A 24,465-nucleotide genomic window follows, 5' to 3' on the forward strand; every position below is an offset into this window, starting at 1 on the left:
GTGGCGGGGGGCGGGCCTACCAGCTCGCGGCGGAGAGCAGCTCGCCGTATTCGCGCTCGCGGCCGGCCTGGCGGAGGTCGGACTCGACCATCATCCGCATCAGTTCGGGGAACTCCACCGAGGGCTCCCAGCCCAGCCGTTCGCTGGCGTTGCCGTGGTCGGCGCAGAGCGTCTCGACCTCGGCGGGCCGCACGAGGGCGGGGTCGACGACGACGTGCTCCTCCCAGTCCAGGCCCACGCACTCGAAGGCGATCCGCGCGGCCTCCCGCACGGAGTGCATCTGCCCGGTGCCGATGACGTAGTCGCCGGGTTCGTCCTGCTGGAGCATGAGGTGCATGGCGCGCACGTAGTCGCCGGCGAAGCCCCAGTCGCGTACGGCGTCGAGGTTGCCGAGCATGAGTTTGTCCTGGAGGCCGAGCTTGATCTGGGCGACGGCCAGCGAGATCTTCCGGGTGACGAACTCGGCGCCGCGGCGAGGCGACTCGTGGTTGAAGAGGATGCCGGAGACGCCGTACATCCCGAAGGACTCGCGGTAGTTCTGGGTGATGTAGTGCCCGTAGGTCTTGGCGACGCCGTAGGGGCTGCGGGGGTGGAAGGAGGTCCGCTCGTTCTGGGGGCTCTCGACGACCTTGCCGAACATCTCCGAGGAGGACGCCTGGTAGAACCGGATCTGCCCGGGCCGGTCCGCCCGCGCGGACGATCCGCTGAGTCCGCTGACCATCCTGATGGCCTCGAGCATCCGCAGCACGCCGGTGCCGTTGACCTCGGTGACGAGCTCGGCCTGCTGCCAGGACATGGGCACGAAGGAGATCGCGCCGAGGTTGTAGACCTCGTCGGGCTGGACGAGGTCCACGGCGGCCACCAGGCTGGCCTGGTCCATCAGGTCCCCGTGGACGAACTGGAGGTCCGGGATGAGCCTGCTCACCCTGTCCTTCCGGGGATTGGCCTGCCCCCGGTTCAGCCCCCAGACCTGGTACCCCTGGGAGAGCAGGTGCTCGGCCAGGTACGAACCGTCCTGCCCGGTGATTCCGGTTATCAGCGCGCGCTTGGACATACAGTCCCCTTTCGCAGTGCTCGGCACGCTCACGCAATCACGCATCGGGCTAAGGAATTTCCGAGACTTCGGGAAGGAGGCTTCGGAACGGGACGTCGAGACGGACCGGGGGCGGACGGCCACCGGATGTGATGGTGGCCGCCCGCCCCGGGCGAAGCGATCGGGATGGTGTGGCGTCAGTCGCCGAGGATCTCCAGCGTGACCTCGGTGAGGCCCCGGTCCGTATCGGCGATCCGGGCGAAGGCCCCTCGCGTCAGGTCGATACAGCGGCTGGTGTCCGTGGGGCCGCGGTCGTTGATTCTCACGGTGACGGACTCACCGTTCTCGGCGTTGGTGACGCGGACCTCGGTGCCGAACGGCAGGTCGCGGCTCGCGGCGGCCATCGCCTCGGAGTCGAAGGGCTCACCGCTGGCGGTGGGCCAGCCCGGCGGGATCTCGCCGGGCGCCCCGTACCAGGAGGCGGTGCAGGCCTGCGGCCCGCTGTCGGCGTGCGCCGGCACGGAGACGACGGTGGTGAGACCGGCGGCCAGCGCGGCGACGGCGAGCGTACGGCCGAACAGGGAGCGTACGGAAGCGGACATCGGAGTGTTCATCCCATCTGAGTGGTGGTTGTGACGGCGGCGGGGAACGGATCGGCCGGGGCCGTTCGTCAGCCCAGGACGGCCGGACGGTCGTCGTAGTAGCCGTTGTTGGAGAGGTCCTCGAGGATCCGGCCCATGGCCTCGACGCTCTGGCTGCGGTCGTTCTCCTGCGAGCCGTCGTGCATGAGGATCACTCCGCCGCCCTGGAACGCCCGCTTGTAGTTCTCGAAGATCGCGTCGGCGCCGGGCCGCCGCCAGTCCTCGGTGTCGACCGACCAGCCGATCGGCTGCATGCCCTGGCTCGCGGCGTACTGCTTGGCGTCGTCCGTCCAGCCGCCCTCCGGCGCCCGGTAGAAGTCGATCGACGCACCGGGCGCGGCGGCGCGAATGGCGTCCGAGGCCTCCTGGATGTCGGACCGCTGCTGGTCCGGGCTCTGCGTCGTGGGGTTCACATGGTGCATGGAGTGGTTGCACAGGCTGTGCCCCTCGTCCACGATCCGCCGGATCAGGTCCGGGTACTGGCGCGCGTGGTCCCCGATGACGCAGAAGGTGGCCTTCACCTCGCGATCCTTGAGCAGGTCCAGGACCTGGTTGGTCCAGGTGGGGCTGGGGCCGTCGTCGATGGTCAGGGCGAACGCGCGGCTGCCCGCCCCGGACGCGGCGGCGGTGACCACGTCGGTGTTCGCGGCCGACGCCGTGCCGGCCGCCGTCACGACCGCGGCGGCCATGGCGGTGGCGACCCAGGCGCCCTTGAGCACGGTGCGCATCGTTTTCATGGTTCTGCTCCCTTTCGCTGTCGGCCGGGTTGGCCGGCGGAACGAGCGAGAGCTTGGAAGCCTGCGATCACCACACGCTAAACGCCCGATCAATCCTGAATAAAAAGCCTCATGGGCATCGGTGCACCCATAGGTCGCACACATCACACGCATCACACACACGCGCCGCCGCGGGCAACCGGCTGGATCGCGACGGCGTCTCCACCACTACCCCCGGACCGTGCGAGGCTGAGGGGCTTCGGCATTCGAACGGCAGGGGATGGACGTGGACGACATACGCGGGTCGGCCGGGGTGACGGAGGCGGCACCGCACCGACCGCCCCGGCCGACGGCAACCCCGCGAGGACTGATGGACCTACGGGGGCAGGACGGCACCCCGGTCACCCTGTCCTACCCGGCAGGCGTCGCACTGGTCGTCTCCGGTCTGCCCGGCAGCGGCAAGAGCACCTTGTTGCGGCGCCTGTCCGAGGCCGCCCCGGCCGTGGACCCGCGCATGGTCCATGAGGCGTGCGAGGCCGTGATGCCCGCCTGGCTGCCGTACGCCGTCTACCGGCCCTGGGCTCGTGTGGAGTACTTCCGGTGGCTGCGCGCGGAGGTGCGCGGGGGCCGGCCGTTCCTGGTGCACGACTGCGGCAGCCGGGCGTGGATGCGCCGATGGCTGGCGCGGGAGGCGGCACGGCAGGGGAACGAGCTGCATCTGATCCTGCTGGATGTGACCGCGACGGAGGCCCTGGCCGGGCAGGACGCCCGTGGCCGGTGGGCGCCCCGGCGCGTCTTCGACAAGCACCGCAGGGGACTGGACCGTCTGCTGGGCGAGCTGTCCGGGGGCTCGCTTCCGGAGGCGGCGTCGGTGGTGCTGCTGGACCGGGTGTCACGGGAGCGGGTGGCGGCGGTGGAGTTCGCGCCGGGCGGCGGCCCGGGGCCGACGGCGCGGGAATTGCCCGCAGTGCTCCGCCGAATACACCGGCGCACCGCGGACGCGGCCGCTTAGCCGCCGCTCACCACTCGATCTCGGTCCCGTCGGAGGGGACCTCCACCGGCGTCCCGGCCAGGGCGCCGCGCTCGGGGGACGCCCGATCGGCGAGTGGGTTGGTGTTGTTGAGGTGCGTGTAGAAACAACGGATGCCATCACGGCCGAGAAGCCGTACGAGCGTGCCGTCGGGCCCGTCGACGGGCAGGTGGCCCATCGCGCGGGCACCGCTCCCCCGGCCGCCGGTCGCCCGGGCCATCTCGTCCTCGCTCCAGAACGTACCGTCGAGGATCAGACAGCCCACCCCGGCGAGGGCGTCGTCGAGGGCGTCCGGCCAGCGGGCGAGGGAGGGCGCGTAGACGGCGGCGGTGCCGGTGGCGGTGTCGTCGAAGCGGTAGGCGACGACCCAGGGGCCGGGGGCGCCGGATCCAGAGGCGTACCGGGGCCGTTTGTCGCTGATGGGGACGGCGGTCACCCGTAGCCGCCCGCCGTCGAGGAGCAGGGGGCCGGAGCCCACCGCGTGCCAGCGGGCGGAGCCGTAGGGGGCGAGCAGGGTACGGAGCGGGAACGGCCCGTCCAGCGCGGCCAGGACGGCGGGCGGGGCGTACAGATCGAGGGCGGCGCCCTCGCGCAGGGCCAGCAGGCCGGCGGTGTGGTCGAGTTCGCCGTCGGTGAGGAGGACGCCGCGCAGCGGGGTGTGCCGGGTGCCGTCGGGCGGGGCGAGGCCGGGGGCGGCGAGGATCTGGGCGCGGATGTCGGGTGAGGCGTTGACGAGGTACCAGGCGTCCGGGGACACGGAGACGGCCAGGCATTCCTGGGTGCGCCAGGCGCGGGGTCCGGCGGCGCGGGCCCGGGAGCAGCCGGGGCAGGCGCAGTTCCACTGCGGCAGCCCGCCGCCTGCGGCTGTGCCCAGAATCCGTAGCTTCATGCCCGGTACGGAATCGTGTCGGGGGCACTTTCGGCGTCCTGCACGAGGGTGCGTACGAGGGCGTGGTGCGGGGAGAGCCCGCAGGCCGGGTCGGTGGCGGCGGGGTCACCGGTCAGCTGGAATGCCTGGCAGCGGCAGCCTCCGTGGTCGTCCTCCTTGAGCGGGCAGCTCCGGCACGGCTCGGGCATCCATGCGGTCCCCCGGAAGCGGTTGAACGCGGCCGAGTGGAACCAGATGTCGGCGAGAGAGGCCTGCCGGACGTTGGGCACGTCCAGGCCGGGGATGCGGGCGGCGGCCGGGCAGGGCAGGACGTCGCCGCTGGGCGTGACGGTGAGCTGCCGGCTGCCCCAGCCGTGCATACAGGGCTTGGGGACGCCGTCGTGGAGGTCGGACCGCACGTAGACGATCTCCAGGCGGTGGGCGAGGGAGTTGCGGGCTTCCTGCACGAGGGTCTCTGCGGCGTCGAGCTGGGCCCGGCTGGGGAGCAGGGCAGGGAGGTTGAGGAGGGCGGACCCGTAGTACTGGGCGTTGGCGAGTTCAAGCCGGTCGGCGCGCAGTCGGAGGGCGAGGTCGATGAGATCGCCGGTGTGGTCGATGTTGGCGCGGTGCAGCACGACGTTGAGGGTGAGCGGAAGCCCGGCTTCCTTGATCAGCCGTGCGGCGGTGAGCTTGCGCTGATGTACAGCAGCGCGCCCGGCGATGGCGTCGGCGATCGCGGCATCGGCGTCCTGAAGGCTGATCTGGACGTGATCAAGTCCGGAGGCGACAAGGCCGGCGAGCCGTTCGGCGCTCAGCCCCTGCCCGCCGGTGATAAGGCTGGCATAGAGCCCGAGGCGGTGCGCATGGGCGATGAGTCCGGGGAGATCGCGGCGCAGCAGAGGCTCTCCCCCGGAGAAATGAACCTGAAGAACTCCGAGCGCACGGGCCTCCTCGAATACCCGGCACCATTGTTGGGCGGTGAGTTCGCTGGAACGTGAATGGCGGCCGATGGGGTTGGAGCAGTAGCCGCAGCGGAGGGGGCAGCGGTAGGTGAGCTCGGCGAGCATGCCGAGCGGCCTGTTCACGGGTGTGCCCTTTCGATCAGCCGCCGCCGGGCGAGTGCGTCGAGAAAATCCCGGAGGTCGTGCAGGGGAACGGCGTCGTACGCCCGGGACAAGGCGTCGGCGATCGCGACGAGGTCTGTGTTCCCGTCACAGAGGGCGAGAACGCGGGCACCGGTCTCGTTGAGGATCAACACCCCGTCGGGGTGCAGCAGAACACCGGCGTCCCGGACGGAATCGTGGATCAGCCGCACTCCCGGCCGCAGCCGCCAGCAGGTCACCGCCCGCGACCCGTGTGTTCGTGCTCAAGAGCATCAAGGATGCTCCACAACACCTCGCACTTGAAGCCGAGCGCGGCGAGGGCGGCATCCTGCTCGGCACGGGTGACGCAATGGGTGGTGACGAGGGTGAGGGCGTGCCCGGCGTCGTGGGTGGCGGTGTCGGGGCGGGCTTCGTGGTAGCGGTGGCCGGAGGGGGCGATCCAGGGGTAGTGGGTGCGCAGGGCGGTGAGGCGGGTGCGCATGAGGGCGGGTGAGAAGAGCTCGGTGAGGGATGCGGCGACGGCTTCGATCCAGGGCCGGGTGCGGGCGAAGGCGACGTAGGCGTCGGTGGCGAAACGCACGCCGGGCAGGACGTGGCGTTCGTCGACGACCTCGGTTCGGGAGAGCCCGGCGGCTTCGGCGAGGTCGAGCCACTGTGCGTGCCCGCCGGGGCGGCCCTCGCTGCCGTCCTGGTCGGCGAGGCGCCGCACCCAACGCCGCCGCACGTCGGCGAGGGGGCAGTTGGCGATGATGGCGGCGTCTTTCTGGGGCAGCCATTTCTGGTAGTACCAGCGGTTGGCGATCCACTGCCGCAGCTCGTCGGGCGCGAGACGCCCTTCGTGCAGCCGGAGGTGCAGGGGGTGCTTGTGCCAGTACCGGTCCTCGTGCGCGCGGAGGGCGGCGGTGAACTCGGCCGTACTGCGGGCCTCCGGGTCGGTCATGGGGGTCTACCAGTGCCCGGCGTAGGCGGTGACCTCGGCGGCGAGCTCGACATCGGTGAAAGCGGGCGGCGTCCAGGGCCGCGCTCCCACGGCAGGGCCACCCACGTCCTGATGCGGGTCACCGCGCACACCCGTAACGGGCTCGGCGACGATCGACGGCACGACGGTCTCCGGCATGGCATCTCCCCCTGATCCGGGCCGGGACGGACGAGCCCCGGCCGGTATTCCAGGGTCGGTCAACGACCGCACGCCCCGCAATCGCCGGAACGAGTGACGGGCCGGCGGGGAGGAGCGGCCGGACAGCGCCTCACGGAGGGGGCCTCTCGTCAGCGGGGCAGCCCCAGGAACCGGGTGGCCGAGGTCCACGCCTTGCGGCTGTGCCTGGCGCAGTAGTGAGGGCTGCCGGGGTCGCAGAACCCGTGCCGGCAGGGGTGCACCTCCGTCACGACGCCCTTTCGGCCCGCCAGGCGTTCGGTGACTGCCGACACCGAGAAGCTGGGCTCCTGCTCGGCGAAGATGACGAGGCACGGGGCAGCCGGTTGGATGTCCAGGTGGTCGCGGATCCGGGATCCGTAGAAGCACACGGCGCCGTCCACAGCGCCGGTTCCCGACGCGAGCCAGGTGCTGGTGGCTCCGACGCTGAAGCCGATGCAGAGCACCCTGCGATAGCGTTCACGAAGGCCGTCGGTGTACTGCGCGAGTGCGTTGCCCATGCCCGCCACGCCCGGGGTCCGCGTGAATTCCCGGTATGCCCTGGGCTCGTCTTCGCGGGCGTACACGACGCCCGACGGAAGGAAGCTGGGTGTGAAGACATCGCAGCGGTACGGGCTGAGCATCTCGGCGACGCCGTTGATGTGCTCGTTGACTCCGTAGATCTCGTGGGCGACGACCACGGCCGTGTCATGGCCGTTGCCGTCCAAGGGGTGACTTGCCATGCAGGGACTGTAACCAGCGTCGCAAGACCGGTGATCAGCTGGTGGCCGATGAGTCATGGACAGCGGCGGCTCCGGTCCACGGGTTCATTCGGGCGGCGCCGCAGCCGTGTCCACCCTGAAGGAGCGGTCGCCCGCGAGTGCGCCCAGCAGGAATCCGGCGTACCCGGCCAGTAGAAACAGCAGAACACGCCCGCTACCGCCCTCGTCGGTCCGTGGATAGAGCCCGTCGAAGGCCAGGACGAGGACAACGTCCAGGAGTTGACCGACGATCACGACAGCGACACCGAGACGAACTCCGTATCCGGCCGGGAGTATTCGGCCGACCAGGGCACCCATGCCCGTGAAGGCGGCCACGACCGCCGCCGCGGCCGGTGCGGCCGGGGCACCCGCGAGCGTGGGCGCCAGGGCCGTGACTCCCGCCGAGGCGGCTACCCAGATCACAAAGGCCCCCACTGTCTCGGGCCACACGTGCGCCAGCCGTCGCTTCTCCATCGAGCCGCACCCCGCAGTTCACGTAGTATGTAGCGATCGCTACATACGCTACATGCCGCAGAAGGAGAAATCGCGTGTCCCGTCGCGAGGAGCTGCTGAGCGCGGCCATGCACTACGTCGGGGACCACGGTCTTGCGACGCTCACCCTGCGGCCCCTCGCTGCCGCGTTGGGCACCAGCGACCGGATGCTCGTGTACCACTTCGGCAGTCGCGAGGGGCTGGTGGTGGCCCTGCTGGACCGGGCATTCGCCGACCTTGCCACCGTGTGGCAGGGGCGGCAGGCCGCCAGGCCGTCCGATCTGGTGCGTGTGCTGTGGCAGACGTTCGCAGAACCCGGGGTTCGCGTGGCTCTGCGGTTGTATCTGGAAGCGGCCTCGCTGGCAGGCACGGACGAGCTGTGGCGCGAGCAGCTGGCGCCGGCCGCGTCGTCCTACCTTCACACCGCGGAGCAGTGGCTCGTCGAAGCAGGCATGTCTCCCGCCATCGCGCCGAGCGCCGCCCGCCTCGCTTCCGCCGCCTTGGACGGTGCGCTGCTGCAACTGGGCATCGACGGGGATCAGGGCGCGGCGACGGAAACCGTGGAGTTGCTGGCCCGACAACTGGACAGCCTGATCGACTGAGTTGACCCGCCCCCTCGCGGACCAGCTTCAACGCAAGTCGTCGCGCCGCTACCTGCCCGTGCGGTTCACCGGGAGAGCCGATAGTGGCGAGGGCGGTCACCACGGGCCAGACTCCGTTGCCCAGTGTCCATGCTGTGGCTCATGCACCACCGAGCCCCCCGGATCATGCCGGATAAGGACGGTCGGTATGGGAACGTGCCGGTCGCCGGTTGGCCATCGCCACGAGTGACTCAGCGGTGGGATGCGCATGACCTCAGCACCATGGGACGGCGCATCGGTCAAGGCTACGACCGCCCCATCGGCCCGCGATTCCCTGCGCCCAGCCAGACACAGGCCGCACCCGGCAGCCTGAAGACCTTTCACCGGGATTCGCCGGCCCCCTGGCGCATCGGCGGTCTACCGTACGGACATGCCCGCGCCTCCTACTGCGGTCATCAAAGGAGGAACCCCGTGCCATCGTCCTGCGATCCCCAGCATGCTCCCGCCGGTGATGTGGGCGCTGCGCTCATGTTGATCGACTCTCGACTCAAAGGCATCCACGGCGGCAAGACCGCCACCGACCCCGGACAACAGGCGCTGACGGATCAGGTCACCGCGTCCCTGGGGCCCAAGGAAGCCGATGACGTGCTGGACGGCACGTGCACACTCATCTTCATGTTCATGCAGTGGCTGCGAACGGTCTGCGAGGAGCACGACGAGGACGTCATCGCGTATGTGGTGCCCAACCTCGTGGCGACGATGCGCATGATGCCCAAGAGCATCCGCCCCGAGGCCATCCCCACCATGGCCGGCCTGGTCATAGCAGCGGGCACGGACCTGAGTCCCAGCCTGTGGCGCAAGCAGTACGGATTCTGGACCGAGGAGGAGATGAACCCCCTCGAAGCCACCGCCTTCCTGCTCGCGGAGCAGATCAACCGGCTCACAAACGACCCCGACTTCGCCACCCGCTTGATCACTGAAGCACTGTCCGATTCAGGCTGGTACTGACGTGCCGCACCGCGTCGGACGTCCCATCGCCTTGGCAACGTGTCATCAGGGTGGCCAAGCTTGAGTGCGCCGATGAGGGCGAGGGCGGCGACCGTGTCGGACGGGCCGATGTCGGTGCGGGTCGTCCCGGCGGCCGCGCATGTGTCCATCGGACTGGCCGAGGGGCCGCGGCAGGTCCGGCCCCGACCTGCGCGTCACCCTGGTCTCACCCGGGTACACCGGAACCACTTATTCCGGCGCCTCACGTCCCCGTTCGGGTGAATGACGTACCCCTCACGCATAACAGAGCAAAAGCGGAGCACCTCCTCTCATGGAGCAGCAGGAGACTTACGAGCCGCCCGTCGTGGATGACCGGCGGGCCATGGTTCGCGGTCTTCCCCGATTCCGAAGCGGCTGCCGGCGTCGCGCGAAAGGTCTGCCCCCGGCCAGTCGACGTGGTGAGGTACCCCTCCGGCCGTCCGTGGCTGCTGGGTGAATGGCCGGTCGGCGATGTGGTCGTCGCGGAGGCGGGGAGTTCGCTACTGGCGTTGATCGGACGCTGTCCGGTCAACGCCGAGGAACTCGCCCTCCGGCTGCGGGGGATGCGGGAACTCGGCGATACCGAACAGACCGAACAGGTGGTCGCGGGGTTGCCGGGGAGCTTCCACGTAGTGGTCTCCGCCGGCGGCCGGCTCCGGGTACGCGGCACCGCTTCCGCCGTACGGCGGGTTTTCCACGCCGAGTCGGACGGCGTAACGGTGGCGGCGAGCCGCGCCGACGCATTGGCGCACGCCGTCGGTGCCGTGATGGACGAGGAGCAGTTGGCGCTCCACTTGCTGTCCTCACCTCCCTCGTACCCGTTCGGCGAACACCGCTCGTTGTGGCGCGGCGTCCAGGCCGTCCGGCCCGGACACGCCCTGCTGATCGGCCCGGACGGCAGGGCAACCGTCCGGCCCTGGTGGGAACCCCCTGAGCCGGACCTGTCCCTTGCCGAAGGAGCGGAAAACGTGCGGCGGGCGCTGTCACTGGCCGTGTCCTCATGCACAGCCAACCGCACAGGCAACCACACAGCCAACCGCACAGTCATCAGCGCGGACCTCTCCGGTGGTCTGGACTCCACCACTCTGTGTTTCCTCGCCGCTCGTGGCCCGGCCCGGCTGATCACCTTCCACTGGGCGAGCCTGGACCCCGGGAACGACGACACCGCCTGGGCCCGGAAAGCGGCCGCCCTGCTGCCCGACGCCGAGCATGTGGCACCCGAACCGTCCGACGCGACACTGTGGTTCAGCGGCTTGGGCGATGTACCGACGGCGACCGACGAGCCGGGCCTGTGGGCCCGCGACAGCGCACGGCTGCTCCTTCTCGCTCGCCTCATGACCCGGCACGGCTCACGATTGCATCTGACAGGCGGTGGCGGAGACGAGCTGTTCGGGTTCCTGCCCCCGTACCTCCACGCTCACGTCCGCAGCCGATCGCTTTCGGCCCTGCGACAGGTGAACAGGACACGGGTCATGCAACGCTGGCCGCTGCGGCCGCTGCTGGCCGAGTTGTCGGACCGCACCACATTCGCCGACTGGCTGGCCACCACGGCACGCCGCATCACCGACCCCGCGCTCCCGGCGCGCCCCAGAACCGGCCGGGTGCCGTCCACGGCATGGGAGGTGATGCCCCAGGTACCCCCATGGGCCCGCGCGGAAGCCGTGGACGCCGCGCGAACCCTCTTGCGGGAAGCGTCCTCCGGCACGCACGAGCCGCTCGCCGCCCAGCGCGGCCAGCACGCCGCGCTGTCCGCGGCCCGCACCTGCGGCCGCGCCTTCCGCGTGACGGAGCAGGTGACCGCCGCTCTGGGACTCCCCTCGGCCGCCCCCTACCTCGATGACAACGTACTCGAAGCGGCACTTTCGGTGCGCATCACCGAGCGCGGCGCACTCGACCGCTGCAAACCCCTCCTCACCACGGCGGTGCACCCCGACGTGCCCGGTGAGCTCCTCGCCCGGTCCACGAAAGGCGAGTACACAGCCGATTTCCATCAGGCGCTCCACCGCAACAAGGCCGCCCTCAACCGCCTCGTCGACGACTCCCACCTCGCCCGGGCGGGACTCGTGGACACCGCCGTCCTGCGGGCCCATCTCGCAAAGCCCGGACTCCCTCCCGAGGCGATGCGCGCCCTGGACAACACCGTGGCTTGCGAGATGTGGTTGCGCGGCTGTTCCGCCGCGAAAGGCCGTTCTGCCGCGAAAGGAGCCCCGTGACCTTCACCCTTCGACCCGAGGTCTCCACAGCCCGGACCGAGAACGGGACCGTCCTGCTCGATGAGACCACTGGACGCTACTGGCAGCTGAACGACACAGCGGCCTTCATTCTCAGCGCCCTCATGGATGGCGCCACCACCCAGGAGGCCGCCCACCGGCTCCACGAACGCCATCCCGTCCTACCCGCCGAGCAGGCGGCCGACGATGTGGCGTCCGTCATCCGTGCGCTCTCGACCGCTCGCCTCGTGGCAGCGATCGCGTGAACCATCGCCACGTCCCACCCGACCGGCGAACCACCCCCCTCGTCCGGCGCCCAGCCGTCCTGTTGGCCATCACCGCCGCCCGCCTGATCGCCCTGCTCCCGCCGCGCCGTATCCGCCGAGTGCTCTCACTGGCCCGCCGGGGCGCCGCCCCCGCCACCGGTGAGCAGGCTCTCACGGCCCGCCGAGCGGTCGTCGCCATGAGCGCGAGGTGTGCCGGAGAAGCATGCCTGCAGCGGTCGGTGGCGACCGCCCTGCTCTGCAGGGTGCGCGGCACCTGGCCCGACTGGTGCACCGGTGTTCGTACCGCGCCGTTCCGCGCCCATGCGTGGGTCGAAGCGGAAGGCCGCCCGATCGGAGAACCTTTCCCGGCCGACTACTACCGCACCCTCATCAAAATCGCGGCCGAGTCATAGCGCCCGCGCGCTACGTGTCAAGGCACTCGAGGTGTTCGGGGCGTTGGAGGAAGGCCGGCGATTCCTCCCGGGTACCGAGGTGGACGGGCAGGGCGGACAGCAAGGCGTGCGCCGCGCGAAGCCGCTGCGGGGACGCGGGACGGGTGTGCCAGTTGACGATCGAGGCAAGCGCCCTCCCCCTCGTGTGCGCCGAGGGCCTCGGCTGGTCCGGAGGCTGTGTCAGCACCCCGGAGACGGGCACATGCCGCGAGAGGCCGATCGCCGACGGACGGACGAGAACGGGCGCGCCGACCGGGTTCCCCTCCAGGAGGACGAACGGGTCGGGAGACGGCCGCCAGCCGGACCGCGCCAACAAGGAGGACCGTTCGACGAAGTACGTGAGCCAGCTCCGGGGGAAGAGCACAGCAGTCCCCCGGGCATGGACGAGCGCCCCGCACAGGAGCCGCGTCTGACGGGCATCCGGCGGGCCGAACCCGGCGACGACCCGTTCCAGCAGCCAGTTCGCTGGGCGTCGAAGGGCAGGACATGGAGTCGGAGACCGACACGATTACCATCGACGGCGCGGACCGAAGCCGACACGCCGGTCCTGAACGTCATCACCCGGAGGCCGTGCTCCTGGGATCGCGTCCGGTGGGCGAGCCTCCGGTGAACATGACCGTCACCGCCCTGGTGGGCGCGGCTCTGACGGGAGTCGGCGGTGCGAGGGTCGTCACCCCCGAGGTGGACAAGCGGTACCTGACCCCATCGCCTCACCCGTGATGGTCATCGTGGCCGCCCGGCCCATGGTGGCCGTCATGGTCATCATGCCCGTCGTGGCCGTCATCGCCATCGTGCCCGTCATGCCCGTCATGCCCGTCATGCCCGTCGTGGGGGCCCTCCCCCGAGCCGCCGTGCAGTGCCGGTAGGTCAACGGCGTCGCAGTAGACCACCGGCCCTGGGGTCGTAGGCGCGGTGAGGCCATCGGCCGGGACGCCCTCGGTCTCGACGACCAACAAGCGCAAGCGCGCCCCGCGCAGCCCGGGCGGTACCGGGACCTGGCCTGTGTAGAAGGGCCTGTGGGAGGACTCGGCGTCGACCGACTTGAGCACGACGGCCGTGTCCTCGAGCGTGACCCAGCCGAGGTCCTTGTCCGTGACGACGTCGTGCCGACGCTGGAGCGTGGCGGTGATGTGCGGCGGAGACGATCCGGTGGGGTCCCAGGAAGGGCCGGTGACGCTGACCGACAGCACCTCGCCGGGCCTGACCGTCAGCTCACGGTCGGGCAGGGTGCGCACCAGGTCCGCCAGAACGACCTGTGAGATCTCGGCGCCGGGGATCGAGTCCGGCTGGAAGCGGACCAGGGCGAGCCGGACGAACGGGAGGCAGGCGTCCCCCGTGTTCAGGTCCAGGTCGCAGAACCAGCGGCCGCCCTTCTCGTTCTCGTCGTCCCTTTCGAACTGCGGGGTGAAGCCCGCGACGGTGACGGCGAGCGGACCGGAGCGCGTGGGCAGAGTGAGCTTCCCGGATCGCCGCACCGCGTTGGTGAACACGTCCGGGGTCGGGGCGACGACGGGCGCGGAACGGTGGATGGGGTCTCGGCCCATCAAAGTGACCCAGGCGTCCCGGTTGGAGTCCGGGTCGCCGCCCGGTGGCTCTCCGAGGACCACGCCGAGCAGTTCGCCGTCTCCGGAGGAGTACCAGGGACGGTCCAGGTACACCCGGACACCGCTGCCACGTCGACGTTGGACGATGGTTCCGGGCGGTCCGTCGAGGCTCTCCAGGGCCAGGGTGGGGACGCAGTACAACAGACGTGGCGCCGTGGGCGACGCGCTGCTCGGCACCGAGTGCTCCTTGGCCTCACCCTGAACGGTGAGCGCGTTCTGGCCGGGCTCCGCGAACCGCGGAGGGAAATAGTCGCTGAACTTGCTGCCGGCCACCGGCCGGTAGCTCACCATGCGGTGTTTGGTGTCGCCGAACTCATGCTTCTCCGGTACGGGCGGGGTCATTACGGGCGGGGTCTTGGCCTGGTCCGCTTTCGACTTGTCCTCGGCCGCCTTGGTGCTGAAGGTCAGGGTGCCGTTCTGGAGGACGGCGGGTTCGGCACCGGGGACTCCTTCCCGGTCCACTCTCGCCGTCAGCAGGTGGAACACCGGGACGTTCATCTTCTGGGTGTCGCGGCCCGTGGGGCCGGCGTCCGTCACCTCGGTCCACTCCGCGACCAGGTCGATCCGGTCCGTACTCGCCTCGTCCAGCGCGATCCCACCGGCGAGGTGCTCGGCCGTCTCGTTGGGGCCGCGTGGGGTTCCCAGGGCCGACAGGTCCAGCACCGGTGTCCTCAGCGGCCGTTGCACCGCGTGGACGAGCGTCAGTTCCTGCCAGGGGGTGAACATCCAGTGCCGGCCGGCGGCGGCCAGTTCCAGCGCCTGGTCGGTACGTCGCAGCTCTTCCGTCCTCCTCGCCGCCGCGTCCGCCTCCGTCTCCGTCGCGAGCTGGGGTGCCGACTCCACCGCATCCCGGCACCACGAGGCCATACCCATGATCTTCTCGTCGAAGTCGATGCCGGAGCACAGCCGCACAGTCGCCACGGCGCCCTTCGGCAGCGATACCGTCAGCACCCGGGACGCCTCGTCGAAGCGGGGCGGCGCGGTTCCTTCGGCCAGTCTCAGTCTGAAGGACCTGGGGCGGTGCCAGGCCTCGCCGCCCCAGGGGACGGTGAAGGGCTGCCCGGCGGGCATTCCCGGCAGGTCCAGGAGAACGGCTGCCGTGGCGAGGGGATCGGGAAGGTAGGGCAGTTCGATCGTCTCGCCCGTGTGCAGGGCGGTCACCGCCGGGTTCTTGGGATCCGTCGCCGGTGAGTCGACCGGCTCCAGTCGCACATCCGGCTGGGACGGGTTGTTCAGCGAGCCGCTCTCCCGTCCGGCCAGTTTGTAGACCCTGTCCTGGACCTGCTCGTCGGTGGAGCCGATTGCTTCGTCCAGCAGTCCGTGCCACTCCACGCACCGTAGCGATGCCTTCGGCGCCACCACATGACGCTCGTCCACCCCTTGGTACGGGACGTGTCCTTCCGTGGTCACCAGCGAGGAGCGGTTGAAGTCCGCCGCGTACTGCTCGGCCGTCACGCCCGGTACGGGGCTGTCGCCGCTCCCACAGTCGACGGTGAAGCCGCTCTCGCTGCCCAGCTTGGTCAGGGACGTACAGCCGGGGTTGCCGTCCGCGTCATCTCCTGAAAAGCCCTGGGCGCGTTGTTCTTCGGCGTAGGCGGCCTTGGTCAGCGGGCCGAAGACGCCGTCCGCGCCACCCACGAGCTGGTGGCCGCGGGCGATGAGAGCTTGCTGGACGACGCGGATGTCCTCGTTGGTCTTGCCGAACTGGACGTTCACCAGGGCGACCCTCACCACGTTCCCCGCAGGGCCCGCCGCGGGCGGCCGGTCCCCCGGGCTGCTCCGGATCACCAGCCGGAAGGCCGAGGCGCCTTCCCCGAAGGGCAGTCTGGGCGCCACGGCGGGTGCCAGGACGGGCTCGAACCTCTGAAAGGTCAGCAATCCCTCGCCGGGGAGCGCCAGGGCCTTGTCGTCCATCAGGGCATCGGCCTCGGCCGGTCCGAGACCGTTGCCCGCGAGGTCGACGGTACGCAGCCGCACCCTGTACTCGTGACCGAACCGCAGCCTGGGCAACGAACCGGGCCGTACCTTGGCCGTGATCTCCAGCGGAAGTGCCGTCTTCGCCCTGTTGCTCACCTCCACCGGCATGTTGGGGGGCTTGTCATCCTCGTCCGATCTCTCATTGATGCCCAGCACCAGGCCGAGGTGCGGCGCGGACAGCGACCACCCCTCCCATGTGACCAGTTGCTCGGGTACATGGAGGTGGGTGTCCAGGGCCTCGGGCGGCGGGGAGGCCAGGTTGGCCTGGAAGAAGCCCTCGTCGGAAACCGACAGCAGGACGGGACCGTTATCGGGCTGCCGATACACCACATCACGCTCGTGCAGTGAGAACCACCGCTTTCGTTCCTCGTCCCAGATGTCCATCCGGTGGCCGCGTACCAGGTCCTCGGCTACCAGCTCGGGGACGCTCGGGGCGCCCTGGACATCCGGCGTGGCGGCTGCCGGGGACGGCGGGTCCGGCACCTGGACCGCGGCTCCGTCCCGGGCGAGGGCCCGGGTGAAGGCACCCTCGTGCCGGGCCGCCCGGCCGAAGTCCTCCTTGAGGCTGCCCAGACGGTCATCCCTGACAAGCGAAATCCCATAGGTCCGTACCGGGGACAGTCCCTTGGCGTCCGCCGTCACCGACGTCAGCTTGAGCGCGGCACCGTCGATGTCGGCCTGCTCGATGCGGAAGTTGCTCTGGAGCGCGACCAGGCCACGGGATGGCGGTGCCAGCGGGTCGGCGGCCGTGAGGGACTGGGCGCCGGGCACGAAGGCCCGCCGGTCGGGGAGGAAGACGTACCGCGTGCGTGGGGACACGTCATGCGAGTCGTCCCCCAGCGCGGGCTTCCAGTGGGGGGTGACCGTCAGGAACCGCTCACCCGAGGAGACGGGGAGCCGGTCGGCCGGCAGGAGGACGTCCAGGACCAGCCCGAGGCGTCGGAGCAGCTGGGGATGGTCGCCCAGCGAGGTGAGAATCTGGTGGAAGTCGGGACGCGGCAAAACGGGCGGTGGCTGCGGCTGAGGCTTGACGCCGGCGACCGTGGGAGCGCTCCTCACCGCGTGGAAGTCGTCCAGCGCGGCCAGCTTCGGGGGCATCCCACCGTCCGTCGCCGCGGCCACGTTTTCGGTGCTTGCTCCGGCGGCGGTTGCCGCGCGCAGCATGTCCCTTGTGACAGGCGGGCTCTCGGGTGACGTCTTGGCCGCCTTGGCATAGGTGTCCCTGGTGAAGTCGTGGACTTCCTTGGCCGAATAGGTGCGGAATTCCCGCTGTCCGGCGTCCAGGAAGACGTAGGGCTCCAGGGGGATGTCCTTGTGGAAGAGGTTCGTCCACAAGTTCGTGTCCGGTGCCGGGCCCTGCGGTTCTAGCGGGCCGGTGAAGGATACGGACGCCGTGGAGGAACCGTCCGTGGTACCGAACACGAAGGTGGCCGCCTTGACCTTTTCCGGCCAGGCGATGAAGTCGGGGAAGTTTTCCAGCGTGACGTGGCCGTTCCCGGCGAGCGTGCCGGGGCCGTTCCCGGCGGGCGCTTGCAGGCGCGGGGCGATGAACACCGATACCCGGGCCTGGGTGCCGTCGGCCGAGAGCCCGGCGGGAAGAACGGTCCAGTTGATGTGCTGTTCGAACGTCATCTCGCCTCCCACGGGCTCACGCGGCGAACGCCCGGCAGTACTCGTGCCAGTGGCCTGGCAGAACACATTGGGTGAAGGACGGATCACCGGGCGCCCCGGAGAAGCTCCGCTCGAGGGTGAGCGAGACGGACTTGCTGAAGAAGGCGATCCGCACGCCGACGGTGAGGGTGCCCCTGCCCCGCACCACCGACTCATGACCGTGCTTCTCGTAGGTGAGCTCCAGATAGAACTCGGCGGTCACCGTGATGATGCCCAGCACCGTCAGATTGCCGTTGCACCGTAGATATCCGCCCAGCGTGACATTGTCGGGGTTGCGGGAGAAGAGGAAGCGGACACCCGCCATGACCGACACCCCGCCGCTGGCCACTCCGAGATTCAGTGCCGTGGCGCCGCCGAACTCTATGGCGCCCTCGACCTGCTGCACCCCTTTCGCATCGATCAGCATGGAGAAGTATCCGCCGCCTCCGAACAGGGAGACGGTGACATTGAAGGGGTGTACCCGCTCGGAAACCGAGAAACGGAACGAGACCGGCTTGTCCTCGAAGGGCACATCCAGCTCCGCGCCCAGCGAGAGGTTCGACAGGGTGAAGGCGCCGAGCCCTATGGCAGGAAGCGCGAGCTTGAAGCCCGCACGGATGCCGGTCGGCTGGACGTCCAGGTACGAGCCGGGGCCGAACGCGTCGGCGGGCAGGGCGCTGCGGAGGGAGTTGATGAACTCCAGATCCTTGCTGAACTTCAGTTCCAGACCGCTGGCCGAGACATCGGGCTTCCTCCCCGGGCTCGCCTTGAATTTCAGCTCGGCGAAATCGAGTCGGGCAATGCCTTCGAAGTCCAGCGCGAAGTGGCTCAGGCGGCCCTCCACAGTGGACTGGTCGACGGCGTCCTTCGAGCGGACGGTCCGGGCGTCCAGGATCAAGGAGGCTTTGGACACATCGAGAACGTGCGCCGGTCCGGACGCCGGCCGCTCCAAGGAGGGCTTCCAGACATAGCGCAGTTCCTTTCCCTGCCCGTCCACCAGGTCGCGGATCCGCAGCACGGGCGCCGGCAAGAGGCCGTTGGCATCCCGCAGGATCGCCTCGATCTCGGCGTCGCCCAGTTTCCGCAGAGCGCCGAGGGTGTCCTTGGTGACGCTCTTCAGGATGTCGCCGAGGCTGATGAAGCCGAGCATCTTCGCCCCGTCGAAGGCCTTCCTGATGTCGCCGATGTCAAGCGCGTCGACGGCTTGCCCGGCGCTGTCTTTCTTGAACATCTCGGGGATGACACCCGCCTGGGTCGTGATGACCTTGACCGCGGCGTTGGGGCTGGCGACTCCCCCGGCCTTCTCCGCCCCGAAGGTGAGGCTGACCGCCTTCTCCAGATCCAGGTACGCGCCGGCGGGATGCGCCGCCATGGTCTGCTGAAGGTAGGTCTCGTTGAACGCAACGGGGAGATCGCCGCCGTTCGGGGTGAACTGTTCGACGGCGGGAACCCGCACCGCCGCGCCGGACACGAAGGGCAGACCGATCACAGGCAGGTCTCGGTCCTTCCCGTTCCCGTTGCGGATCCCGAGCCCGAACGTCAAGGTGCCGACCGCGTGGCTGGTGCTGCCGGGAGCGCCGGGGGGCGGTTGCGCCATGGCCATCACCTGGCCGCCCATCGACCGGTTCAGGCGATCGCCCAGCCGTGGCTGCTGCGCCGGGTCGTACAGGTTGTTCACCCGCTCTTGAGGCACTCCGTCGGCCACGAACGCCAGAGGCATGGTGAAGCTGACCTTCCGGCCTTCGCAATCCGTGCCGATCAAGGTGAACTCGTGGTCCTTCCCGGAATCCTGGAGAATCACCCAGAACGCATCGGGGTCGGGTCCGGGTTGCTGAATCAGCGGCGTGACACGGTCCGTGATGCGCAATGTGCTGAAGGGCATTTCACGCCCTTCGTGCCTGTAACCGGACGGTCCGTACTGGACCTCCGGCTGCTTGATGACGATGCGGTCCTGCCGCTGCAGGTAGGCGACGATCCCGTCATTCGGGCGCGCGACGAACACCCGCCTGAATTCCTTGAAGTGCACGGCCTCGTGGCCGGTGCTCATGCGTCCGTGTGTGGCGGTGCGTACGAACTGGTCACGGCCCAGGCCCGTGATGTGGTCGTACAGCACCAGGTTCGGCGGGCGTCTCCCCACCTGCGTGAACCGGTCCTGGGCCGGTTGCGACAACGGCTGCCAGGCACCGTGCAGATGGGCCGAGGACCCCAGGGGCGTCACGATGAACTGCTCGGCGTGCAGCGGCGCGCTGTGGATCTCGAGGGGCGGGCCGCCACCCGGGCCGGGTAGCTCGACCCGGCTCGTGAGGGTGACGATGTCCTCCAGATTCTCGGCGGAGAGCGGGGTGGGCACGGGCAGGACGCCCCGGCCCCCCACTGTCGCGAAGGCCCGCAGCAACACCTCGTCGTCCTGCGTACCGCGCAACCGGGCGTGCCACAGCGCGGTCGGGCCATCCGCCTCGGGGGGCTCCGACGGCACCGCCCAGCCCACCGGCTCGTCGTAGGTGACCAGCAGTCGGGTGGGGAACTCGAGGACGCTTCTGGGGATGCCCTGGAAGACCGCCGATCCCGGCGCGTCCGGGCCCTGCGGACCCACCGGCACCGTGATCGGCACCAGGCGTGCCCAGTCGAGCAACGACGCCAGCGACAGGTCCAGGCCGTCCATGGTGGCCGGCACCGAGAAGGACAGATGACTCGAGCCGGCGGTGAACGCCCTCATGGGGCCGAGCGGCGTCGCACCCAGCGGCGCCGGGACCTCCTCCATCACATGCTGTGGCGGCAGCCCGACGAGCACGAACGCCGGCTCACCCGGGTCCTTCCGCACGAGGCGATGACCGTCGAACCGCAGGTTGACCAGGTTGATGTCGACGACGAGCATGTCCGCCGGCCGCACCACCCGGAACGGCCCCTCCGCGACGTCCGCGTCGTGGGGACCGGGTTCCGGGGGCCCGTCGGGGTGAGGGTGGGGACCGTGCCCTCCGCCGAAGCCGTCATGGTGGTCGCCATCGTGATCGTCATCGGGGTGGTTCCGGGTCTCCATCCAGAGTCTCAGGGCGACGGGACGGGCAGTGTTGAACGGCATGACGAATCCCCATCCGAGTCAAGAAAGGTGTGGGGTACGCGGCGGCTGCGCTCACCGATTTCCATGCTCACTCCGATGGCGGATCCCCGCCACTGGGCATCGGCACGGCGGCCGCGGGCGCCGAGCCGCAGGTAGGCCTGTGTCACGACGTGCACCCTTGCCCCACCCGAAGGATGATGGGTTCGCGGGGAGGAGCCCCCCTACATCCCGATGGCCGGCAAACGGAGTGCGGCGGGTGCGGGGGTTCGCGGGCGGACGATCCGGGACTTCGAGGGGCCGCTACTGCGGCTGCGCACAGACGATGTCGCCGTGGAACTGACCCAAGGCAGCACCCACCCGGAGGCCCATCGGCGACGGTCCCCGTCCTCGGCATCCTGCCCCGGACGCCATTACGCACAAGGGTTCATCACCATGGTTCTGAGATGTCCACGATTCGCCGGTGATCCTGTGCTGGAGGCTTGCCTGGCCGGTACGCACCGGATGTTCCGGCCCGAACAGGGACTGGCGGTCAAGCGCGTCCAAGCCGCGCTGATCGCGCTCGGCAGGCCGGTGGGCCCGGCAGGGGACGACGGGTTCTTCGGCCCCGACACGGGCGCGGCCGTCTCGGCGTACAAGGACGCCAAGGGGCTTTCACCGGACGACCCGGTCGTCGGCAAGGGGACGATGGGCGCCCTCGATGACGACCTGTTCGTCGACCCGCCGACGCTGGATCCGGCGTTCAAGGAATTCAGCCCCTTCGTGGTCGACCGGCGGCTCGAGCCGTTCGCCGGGCTGGAACTGGCCGTGCTCATCGATACACCTCTGAACTCGTGGCGCCATATGCTCGGCCGCTTCACGCTCGATGCGCTCAACTCGAGTACCTTGCTCGGCATCGTGGCCATGAGCAGAAGTCTGGACCTCCGTGACCGCTTCCTCGCCGCCGCGGCACCGACGCAGCCCAATGGGACTTCTGCCGCGGACTTCTTCGACGACGCTCTGATCACCGACGACGCCGTGGGCCGCACCGTCACCTTCCAGGCCCGGGACGGCACGCGGCAGGCCTTCGTGCTGATCAAGGACGACGTCATCCTGGGCCGTCAGTTCATCGTGCGCACCACCACCGGCGGCCGGGCACGGGTGAGCCTGCAGGGCGTCCTCGTCCACGAACTCACCCATGTCCGGAACCGTTCGGCCGAGGTGCGGCTGCTTCGGACCCCGGACACCGATGGCGGCACCTACGTCGACACCGCGCTCGCCCAGGCGCGATCGGCGACGGGCCGGCCGACCGCGCAGGTGCTCGACTCCTTCGTGGGGGAGATCTGTGCCCGCCATGTGCACTGGATCGTGGTGCAGGAAGCGGCAGGCAACCCCTTCGCCCCGCGGTTCCTGCCGCCCGGGAAGCTTGCGGAAGCTGTGAGGTTCTACGCTCAGGAAGTCACCGGCCTCTTCGACTCCAACGGATATCTGACCGGCATCGTCAACCAGGGGCGGGCAACGCTTCTTCAGCAACTGAGCCTCTGGCTGCAGCGATGCCGGGAGTTCTCCCTGACCGACAACCCGGACGAGAGCGCGCGCACCGACACCCTGTTCGCCGATACGGCCGACGCATGCGCTCGTGGCACTGTCGATACCCAGGCTGACGGGCTCTTCCCTCTCCCGGCCGACTTCACTGAGCCGCCGCCAACTTGAAGTAGCTGGTCAAAGGGTCTGGTGTGAGGGGCTCTTGACCTCCTGGTCAGCCCGCCGCGTCTCCACGACGAACCGGGACCTGCTACCGGGCGCTCCGGTGTCTACCCGGACGGGACTCCCACCCGCAAGCCTGGACCAGCTTTCAGGACGCGCCATGTACCGGATCGTAGAAGCCCGTTGATGGGGTTTCCGGAAAAGGGTGTGCTCGAGTGGCTTTGTTCACGAGCCGACAGCGCCTGTACACGAGTTTGGGCGGCACTCGAAGCTCTGCGGACTTCGAGCAGTTCATGGCTTCGGGCAGCGCGGGCCCCTGCCGATGGTCTGGCAGGGGCCCGTGGTGTAGAGAGCCGAGGAGGGCCGGGACTTGTCCCTGGATGGGCGGCATCACGGCCGGCACGGCTTAGCGTCTGCTGGTGGCCTGACGGCCCGGCATCACTTCAGGTGCCGGGTGAAGAACTGGGCCGCGGCGTCCCCCGCGAACTGCGGGACGCCGGTGTGCCCTCCCATGTTGGCGTGCAGGGTCTTCTCCTTGGAGCCGAAGGCGTCGAACAGGTCCAGGGCCGTCTGCCGGTCGTTCCCTTCGTCGTCCCACTGCAGCAGGACGTGCAGCGGAATGGTGACCCGGCGGGCCTCCTCGATGATGGCCCGGGGGACGAAGCTCCCGGCGAACAGAACGGCGGCCGAGATGCGCGGCTCGACCACCGCCAGCCGGGTGCCGATGGAGATCACTCCCCCCGAGTACCCGACCGGGCCGCCGATCTCAGGCAGCGACAGGAGGGCGTCAAGGGCGGCCTGCCATTCCGGGACCGACTTGTCGACCAGCGGGAGGATGAGGGCGTCGACGATCCCGTCGCCGACCGGCTCGCCGGCCGCCACGGCCCGGCGCAGATCGGCGCGGGCCTGCTCGGCGGCGGGCAGGCGGGGCCGGTCGCCGCTCCCGGGGAGCTCGATGGTGGCCGTGGCGAAGCCGTCCGCCGCGGCGTGCCGGGCCCGGGCCACCAGCCGGGGGTACGCCTTGCGCAGCCCGAGCGGAGGGGGGCCGAGCAGGATCAGCGGAGCCGGTGCGGACGAGGATGCGGATCCAGGTGTCCACAGGATGCCGGGAATCTCACCGAGGGTGAATTCGCGCTCGAGGACGGCGTCGTCGAGACGGTGCTCAGAAGTGAAGTGCATGGTCGTGCCTTTCGGGAGTGCACGTGAACGGCGCTCCCGGACGACCTGTCTATCGTCCGACCGTGACCCCGGAGGGGAGCACCCATGTCGATACTGCGTTCACGGGTACCACCTCCTCGTTCTCTCGCACGGCCTGGCGGAAACATAGCAGTGGCCGCCGTGGTTCCGCCAACGGGTTTTCGCGGAGGCTCCGCGGCCGGACACCACGGCGCCGGTTTCGTCGGACGCCTCCCTCCGTGTGGTGCTCACAGGAGTGCGTGGTCGCTGGTGGGCGACGTGGTGGCGGTGGTGTGTCGTTACCGGGTGGCGAGGCCGTCCACCAGTGCTCGGAGCCCGTCGGAATAGGTGTCCTGGGCGGTCAACGCCTCCCATCGGTCGGCGACTTGCGCCAACCGGGGAACCTCGTCGGGGTCGAGGTCGGCGAAGACGCTCTCTCGGTGGATGGGACGGTCGTCTTCCGCGCGTCGCCGGGTCGCTGCCGTCCGGACCATGATCTCTCCGGCTGTGTAGTACCAGATCGCGCGGTAACCGTGCACGGCCTGGTCGAGGGTCAGCCCGCAGTCGACGAACCCGTCCACGATTTGCTCGACGAACCACAGCGCGGTCTTGGACAGCAGGTCGTCAGCGGTCAGCACCGTCACGATCCAGGGGCAGGCTGCCAGTACCTCGTGGATCGCCTCCGCGGCGACGATGACCCGCTCGCGGGGCTGGGCGGGCAGTTCGGGCCGGCGCAGTGTCCGTGTCGCGTAGTCGTCCAGCAGCAGCACGAGCAGCTCGTCCTTGTTGCGGACGTGATGGTAGAGCGCCATGGGCGTACTGCCGATCTCCGCGGCCAATCGACGCATCGTCAACCGGTCCACGCCTCCCTCGTCCAGGATCCGGAGGGCCGTCCCGATGATCTCGTCGCGGGAGATCCGGGGAGGCCGGCCGGGAGTCTTGCGCGGTGCGGGCGTCTGCGGCATGCCCTCATCATCCCCTGGGTGTCGACACCGAGGCGCACCAG

Annotated in this window: 21 protein-coding genes; 7 read left to right on the plus strand and 14 right to left on the minus strand. The window is 69.7% G+C overall.

The annotated features are described in order from the left end of the window. Positions 1-16: 16 nt before the first annotated feature. The 3 genes from EKH77_RS02270 to EKH77_RS02280 form a co-directional block, all read right to left on the minus strand. On the minus strand, positions 17-1,054 hold the full coding sequence (locus tag EKH77_RS02270; RefSeq protein ID WP_126912759.1) for a GDP-mannose 4,6-dehydratase: 1,038 nt from the start codon (positions 1,052-1,054) through the stop codon (positions 17-19). A 176-nt stretch (positions 1,055-1,230) separates the two neighbouring features. Continuing rightward, positions 1,231-1,635: a septal ring lytic transglycosylase RlpA family protein gene (locus EKH77_RS02275; protein WP_229820038.1), complete on the minus strand. Its 405-nt coding sequence runs from the start codon at positions 1,633-1,635 to the stop codon at positions 1,231-1,233. Positions 1,636-1,703: 68 nt separating this feature from the next. After that, positions 1,704-2,411 carry a polysaccharide deacetylase family protein gene (locus tag EKH77_RS02280; protein ID WP_164737699.1) on the minus strand — a complete coding sequence of 236 codons (708 nt, stop codon included), beginning with the start codon at positions 2,409-2,411 and terminating at the stop codon, positions 1,704-1,706. A 265-nt stretch (positions 2,412-2,676) separates the two neighbouring features. Here EKH77_RS02280 and EKH77_RS02285 point away from each other — a divergent pair, with 265 nt between their 5' ends. Further along, the gene (locus EKH77_RS02285) at positions 2,677-3,402 is read left to right on the plus strand and encodes a TGBp1 family protein (protein ID WP_240667181.1); all 726 of its coding nucleotides are present in this window, start codon (positions 2,677-2,679) and stop codon (positions 3,400-3,402) included. 7 nt (positions 3,403-3,409) lie between these two features. On the opposite strand, the gene pqqB is transcribed toward EKH77_RS02285, so the two are convergent. The 7 genes from pqqB to EKH77_RS32865 all read right to left on the minus strand — a co-directional run bounded on the left by pqqB (position 3,410) and on the right by EKH77_RS32865 (position 7,758). Further along, a complete protein-coding gene (gene pqqB / locus EKH77_RS02290) occupies positions 3,410-4,309 on the minus strand; it encodes a pyrroloquinoline quinone biosynthesis protein PqqB (RefSeq protein WP_126912763.1) in 900 nt (299 codons plus the stop codon). After that, the gene (pqqE, locus tag EKH77_RS02295) at positions 4,306-5,373 is read right to left on the minus strand and encodes a pyrroloquinoline quinone biosynthesis protein PqqE (RefSeq protein ID WP_240667182.1); all 1,068 of its coding nucleotides are present in this window, start codon (positions 5,371-5,373) and stop codon (positions 4,306-4,308) included. Before pqqE ends, pqqB begins: the two co-directional genes overlap by 4 nt. Continuing rightward, a complete protein-coding gene (gene pqqD, locus EKH77_RS02300) occupies positions 5,370-5,630 on the minus strand; it encodes a pyrroloquinoline quinone biosynthesis peptide chaperone PqqD (protein ID WP_126912764.1) in 261 nt (86 codons plus the stop codon). Before pqqD ends, pqqE begins: the two co-directional genes overlap by 4 nt. Next, a complete protein-coding gene (gene pqqC, locus EKH77_RS02305) occupies positions 5,627-6,331 on the minus strand; it encodes a pyrroloquinoline-quinone synthase PqqC (RefSeq protein ID WP_126912765.1) in 705 nt (234 codons plus the stop codon). The genes pqqD and pqqC overlap by 4 nt, the downstream gene beginning before the upstream one ends. A 6-nt stretch (positions 6,332-6,337) precedes the next feature. Then, entirely contained in the window at positions 6,338-6,508 is a 171-nt protein-coding gene (gene pqqA, locus EKH77_RS34250; protein ID WP_126912766.1) for a pyrroloquinoline quinone precursor peptide PqqA, read from the minus strand. Positions 6,509-6,657: 149 nt separating this feature from the next. After that, positions 6,658-7,266, minus strand: a complete 609-nt coding sequence (locus tag EKH77_RS02315) for a dienelactone hydrolase family protein (protein WP_164737700.1) — start codon at positions 7,264-7,266, stop codon at positions 6,658-6,660. Positions 7,267-7,350: 84 nt separating this feature from the next. After that, on the minus strand, positions 7,351-7,758 hold the full coding sequence (locus EKH77_RS32865) for a hypothetical protein (RefSeq protein WP_164737701.1): 408 nt from the start codon (positions 7,756-7,758) through the stop codon (positions 7,351-7,353). A 74-nt stretch (positions 7,759-7,832) separates the two neighbouring features. On the opposite strand from EKH77_RS32865, the gene EKH77_RS33310 reads away from it, so the two are divergent. The 5 genes from EKH77_RS33310 to EKH77_RS02350 all read left to right on the plus strand — a co-directional run bounded on the left by EKH77_RS33310 (position 7,833) and on the right by EKH77_RS02350 (position 12,272). Further along, complete coding sequence (locus tag EKH77_RS33310) at positions 7,833-8,378, plus strand: TetR/AcrR family transcriptional regulator (protein WP_240667183.1); 546 nt, start codon at positions 7,833-7,835, stop codon at positions 8,376-8,378. A gap of 450 nt (positions 8,379-8,828) precedes the next feature. Beyond that, positions 8,829-9,365, plus strand: a complete 537-nt coding sequence (locus EKH77_RS02335; protein ID WP_126917837.1) for a hypothetical protein — start codon at positions 8,829-8,831, stop codon at positions 9,363-9,365. Positions 9,366-9,802: 437 nt separating this feature from the next. Continuing rightward, the gene (locus EKH77_RS02340) at positions 9,803-11,596 is read left to right on the plus strand and encodes an asparagine synthase-related protein (protein ID WP_164737702.1); all 1,794 of its coding nucleotides are present in this window, start codon (positions 9,803-9,805) and stop codon (positions 11,594-11,596) included. Further along, positions 11,593-11,859, plus strand: coding sequence for a lasso peptide biosynthesis PqqD family chaperone (locus EKH77_RS02345; protein ID WP_126912771.1), 267 nt, complete (start codon positions 11,593-11,595; stop codon positions 11,857-11,859). Before EKH77_RS02340 ends, EKH77_RS02345 begins: the two co-directional genes overlap by 4 nt. Next, the gene (locus EKH77_RS02350) at positions 11,856-12,272 is read left to right on the plus strand and encodes a lasso peptide biosynthesis B2 protein (RefSeq protein WP_126912772.1); all 417 of its coding nucleotides are present in this window, start codon (positions 11,856-11,858) and stop codon (positions 12,270-12,272) included. The genes EKH77_RS02345 and EKH77_RS02350 overlap by 4 nt, the downstream gene beginning before the upstream one ends. Positions 12,273-13,021: 749 nt before the next feature. Here EKH77_RS02350 and EKH77_RS02355 read toward each other — a convergent pair. Together EKH77_RS02355 and EKH77_RS02360 are read right to left on the minus strand one after the other, a co-directional pair. Further along, positions 13,022-17,524 carry a peptidoglycan-binding domain-containing protein gene (locus EKH77_RS02355; RefSeq protein ID WP_126912773.1) on the minus strand — a complete coding sequence of 1,501 codons (4,503 nt, stop codon included), beginning with the start codon at positions 17,522-17,524 and terminating at the stop codon, positions 13,022-13,024. 16 nt (positions 17,525-17,540) lie between these two features. Beyond that, entirely contained in the window at positions 17,541-20,621 is a 3,081-nt protein-coding gene (locus EKH77_RS02360; protein ID WP_126912774.1) for a hypothetical protein, read from the minus strand. Positions 20,622-20,930: 309 nt separating this feature from the next. Here EKH77_RS02360 and EKH77_RS02365 point away from each other — a divergent pair, with 309 nt between their 5' ends. Continuing rightward, a complete protein-coding gene (locus tag EKH77_RS02365) occupies positions 20,931-22,289 on the plus strand; it encodes a peptidoglycan-binding domain-containing protein (RefSeq protein WP_126912775.1) in 1,359 nt (452 codons plus the stop codon). Between the two features lie 432 nt (positions 22,290-22,721). Here the strand turns inward: EKH77_RS02365 and EKH77_RS02370 are convergent, their stop codons facing one another. Together EKH77_RS02370 and EKH77_RS02375 are read right to left on the minus strand one after the other, a co-directional pair. Then, the gene (locus EKH77_RS02370) at positions 22,722-23,462 is read right to left on the minus strand and encodes an alpha/beta hydrolase (RefSeq protein WP_126912776.1); all 741 of its coding nucleotides are present in this window, start codon (positions 23,460-23,462) and stop codon (positions 22,722-22,724) included. Between the two features lie 296 nt (positions 23,463-23,758). Next, on the minus strand, positions 23,759-24,424 hold the full coding sequence (locus EKH77_RS02375) for a TetR/AcrR family transcriptional regulator (RefSeq protein ID WP_126912777.1): 666 nt from the start codon (positions 24,422-24,424) through the stop codon (positions 23,759-23,761). Positions 24,425-24,465: the final 41 nt, after the last annotated feature.

Origin of the sequence: Streptomyces luteoverticillatus (assembly GCF_003970715.1) — a bacterium.
GTDB lineage: Bacteria > Actinomycetota > Actinomycetes > Streptomycetales > Streptomycetaceae > Streptomyces > Streptomyces abikoensis.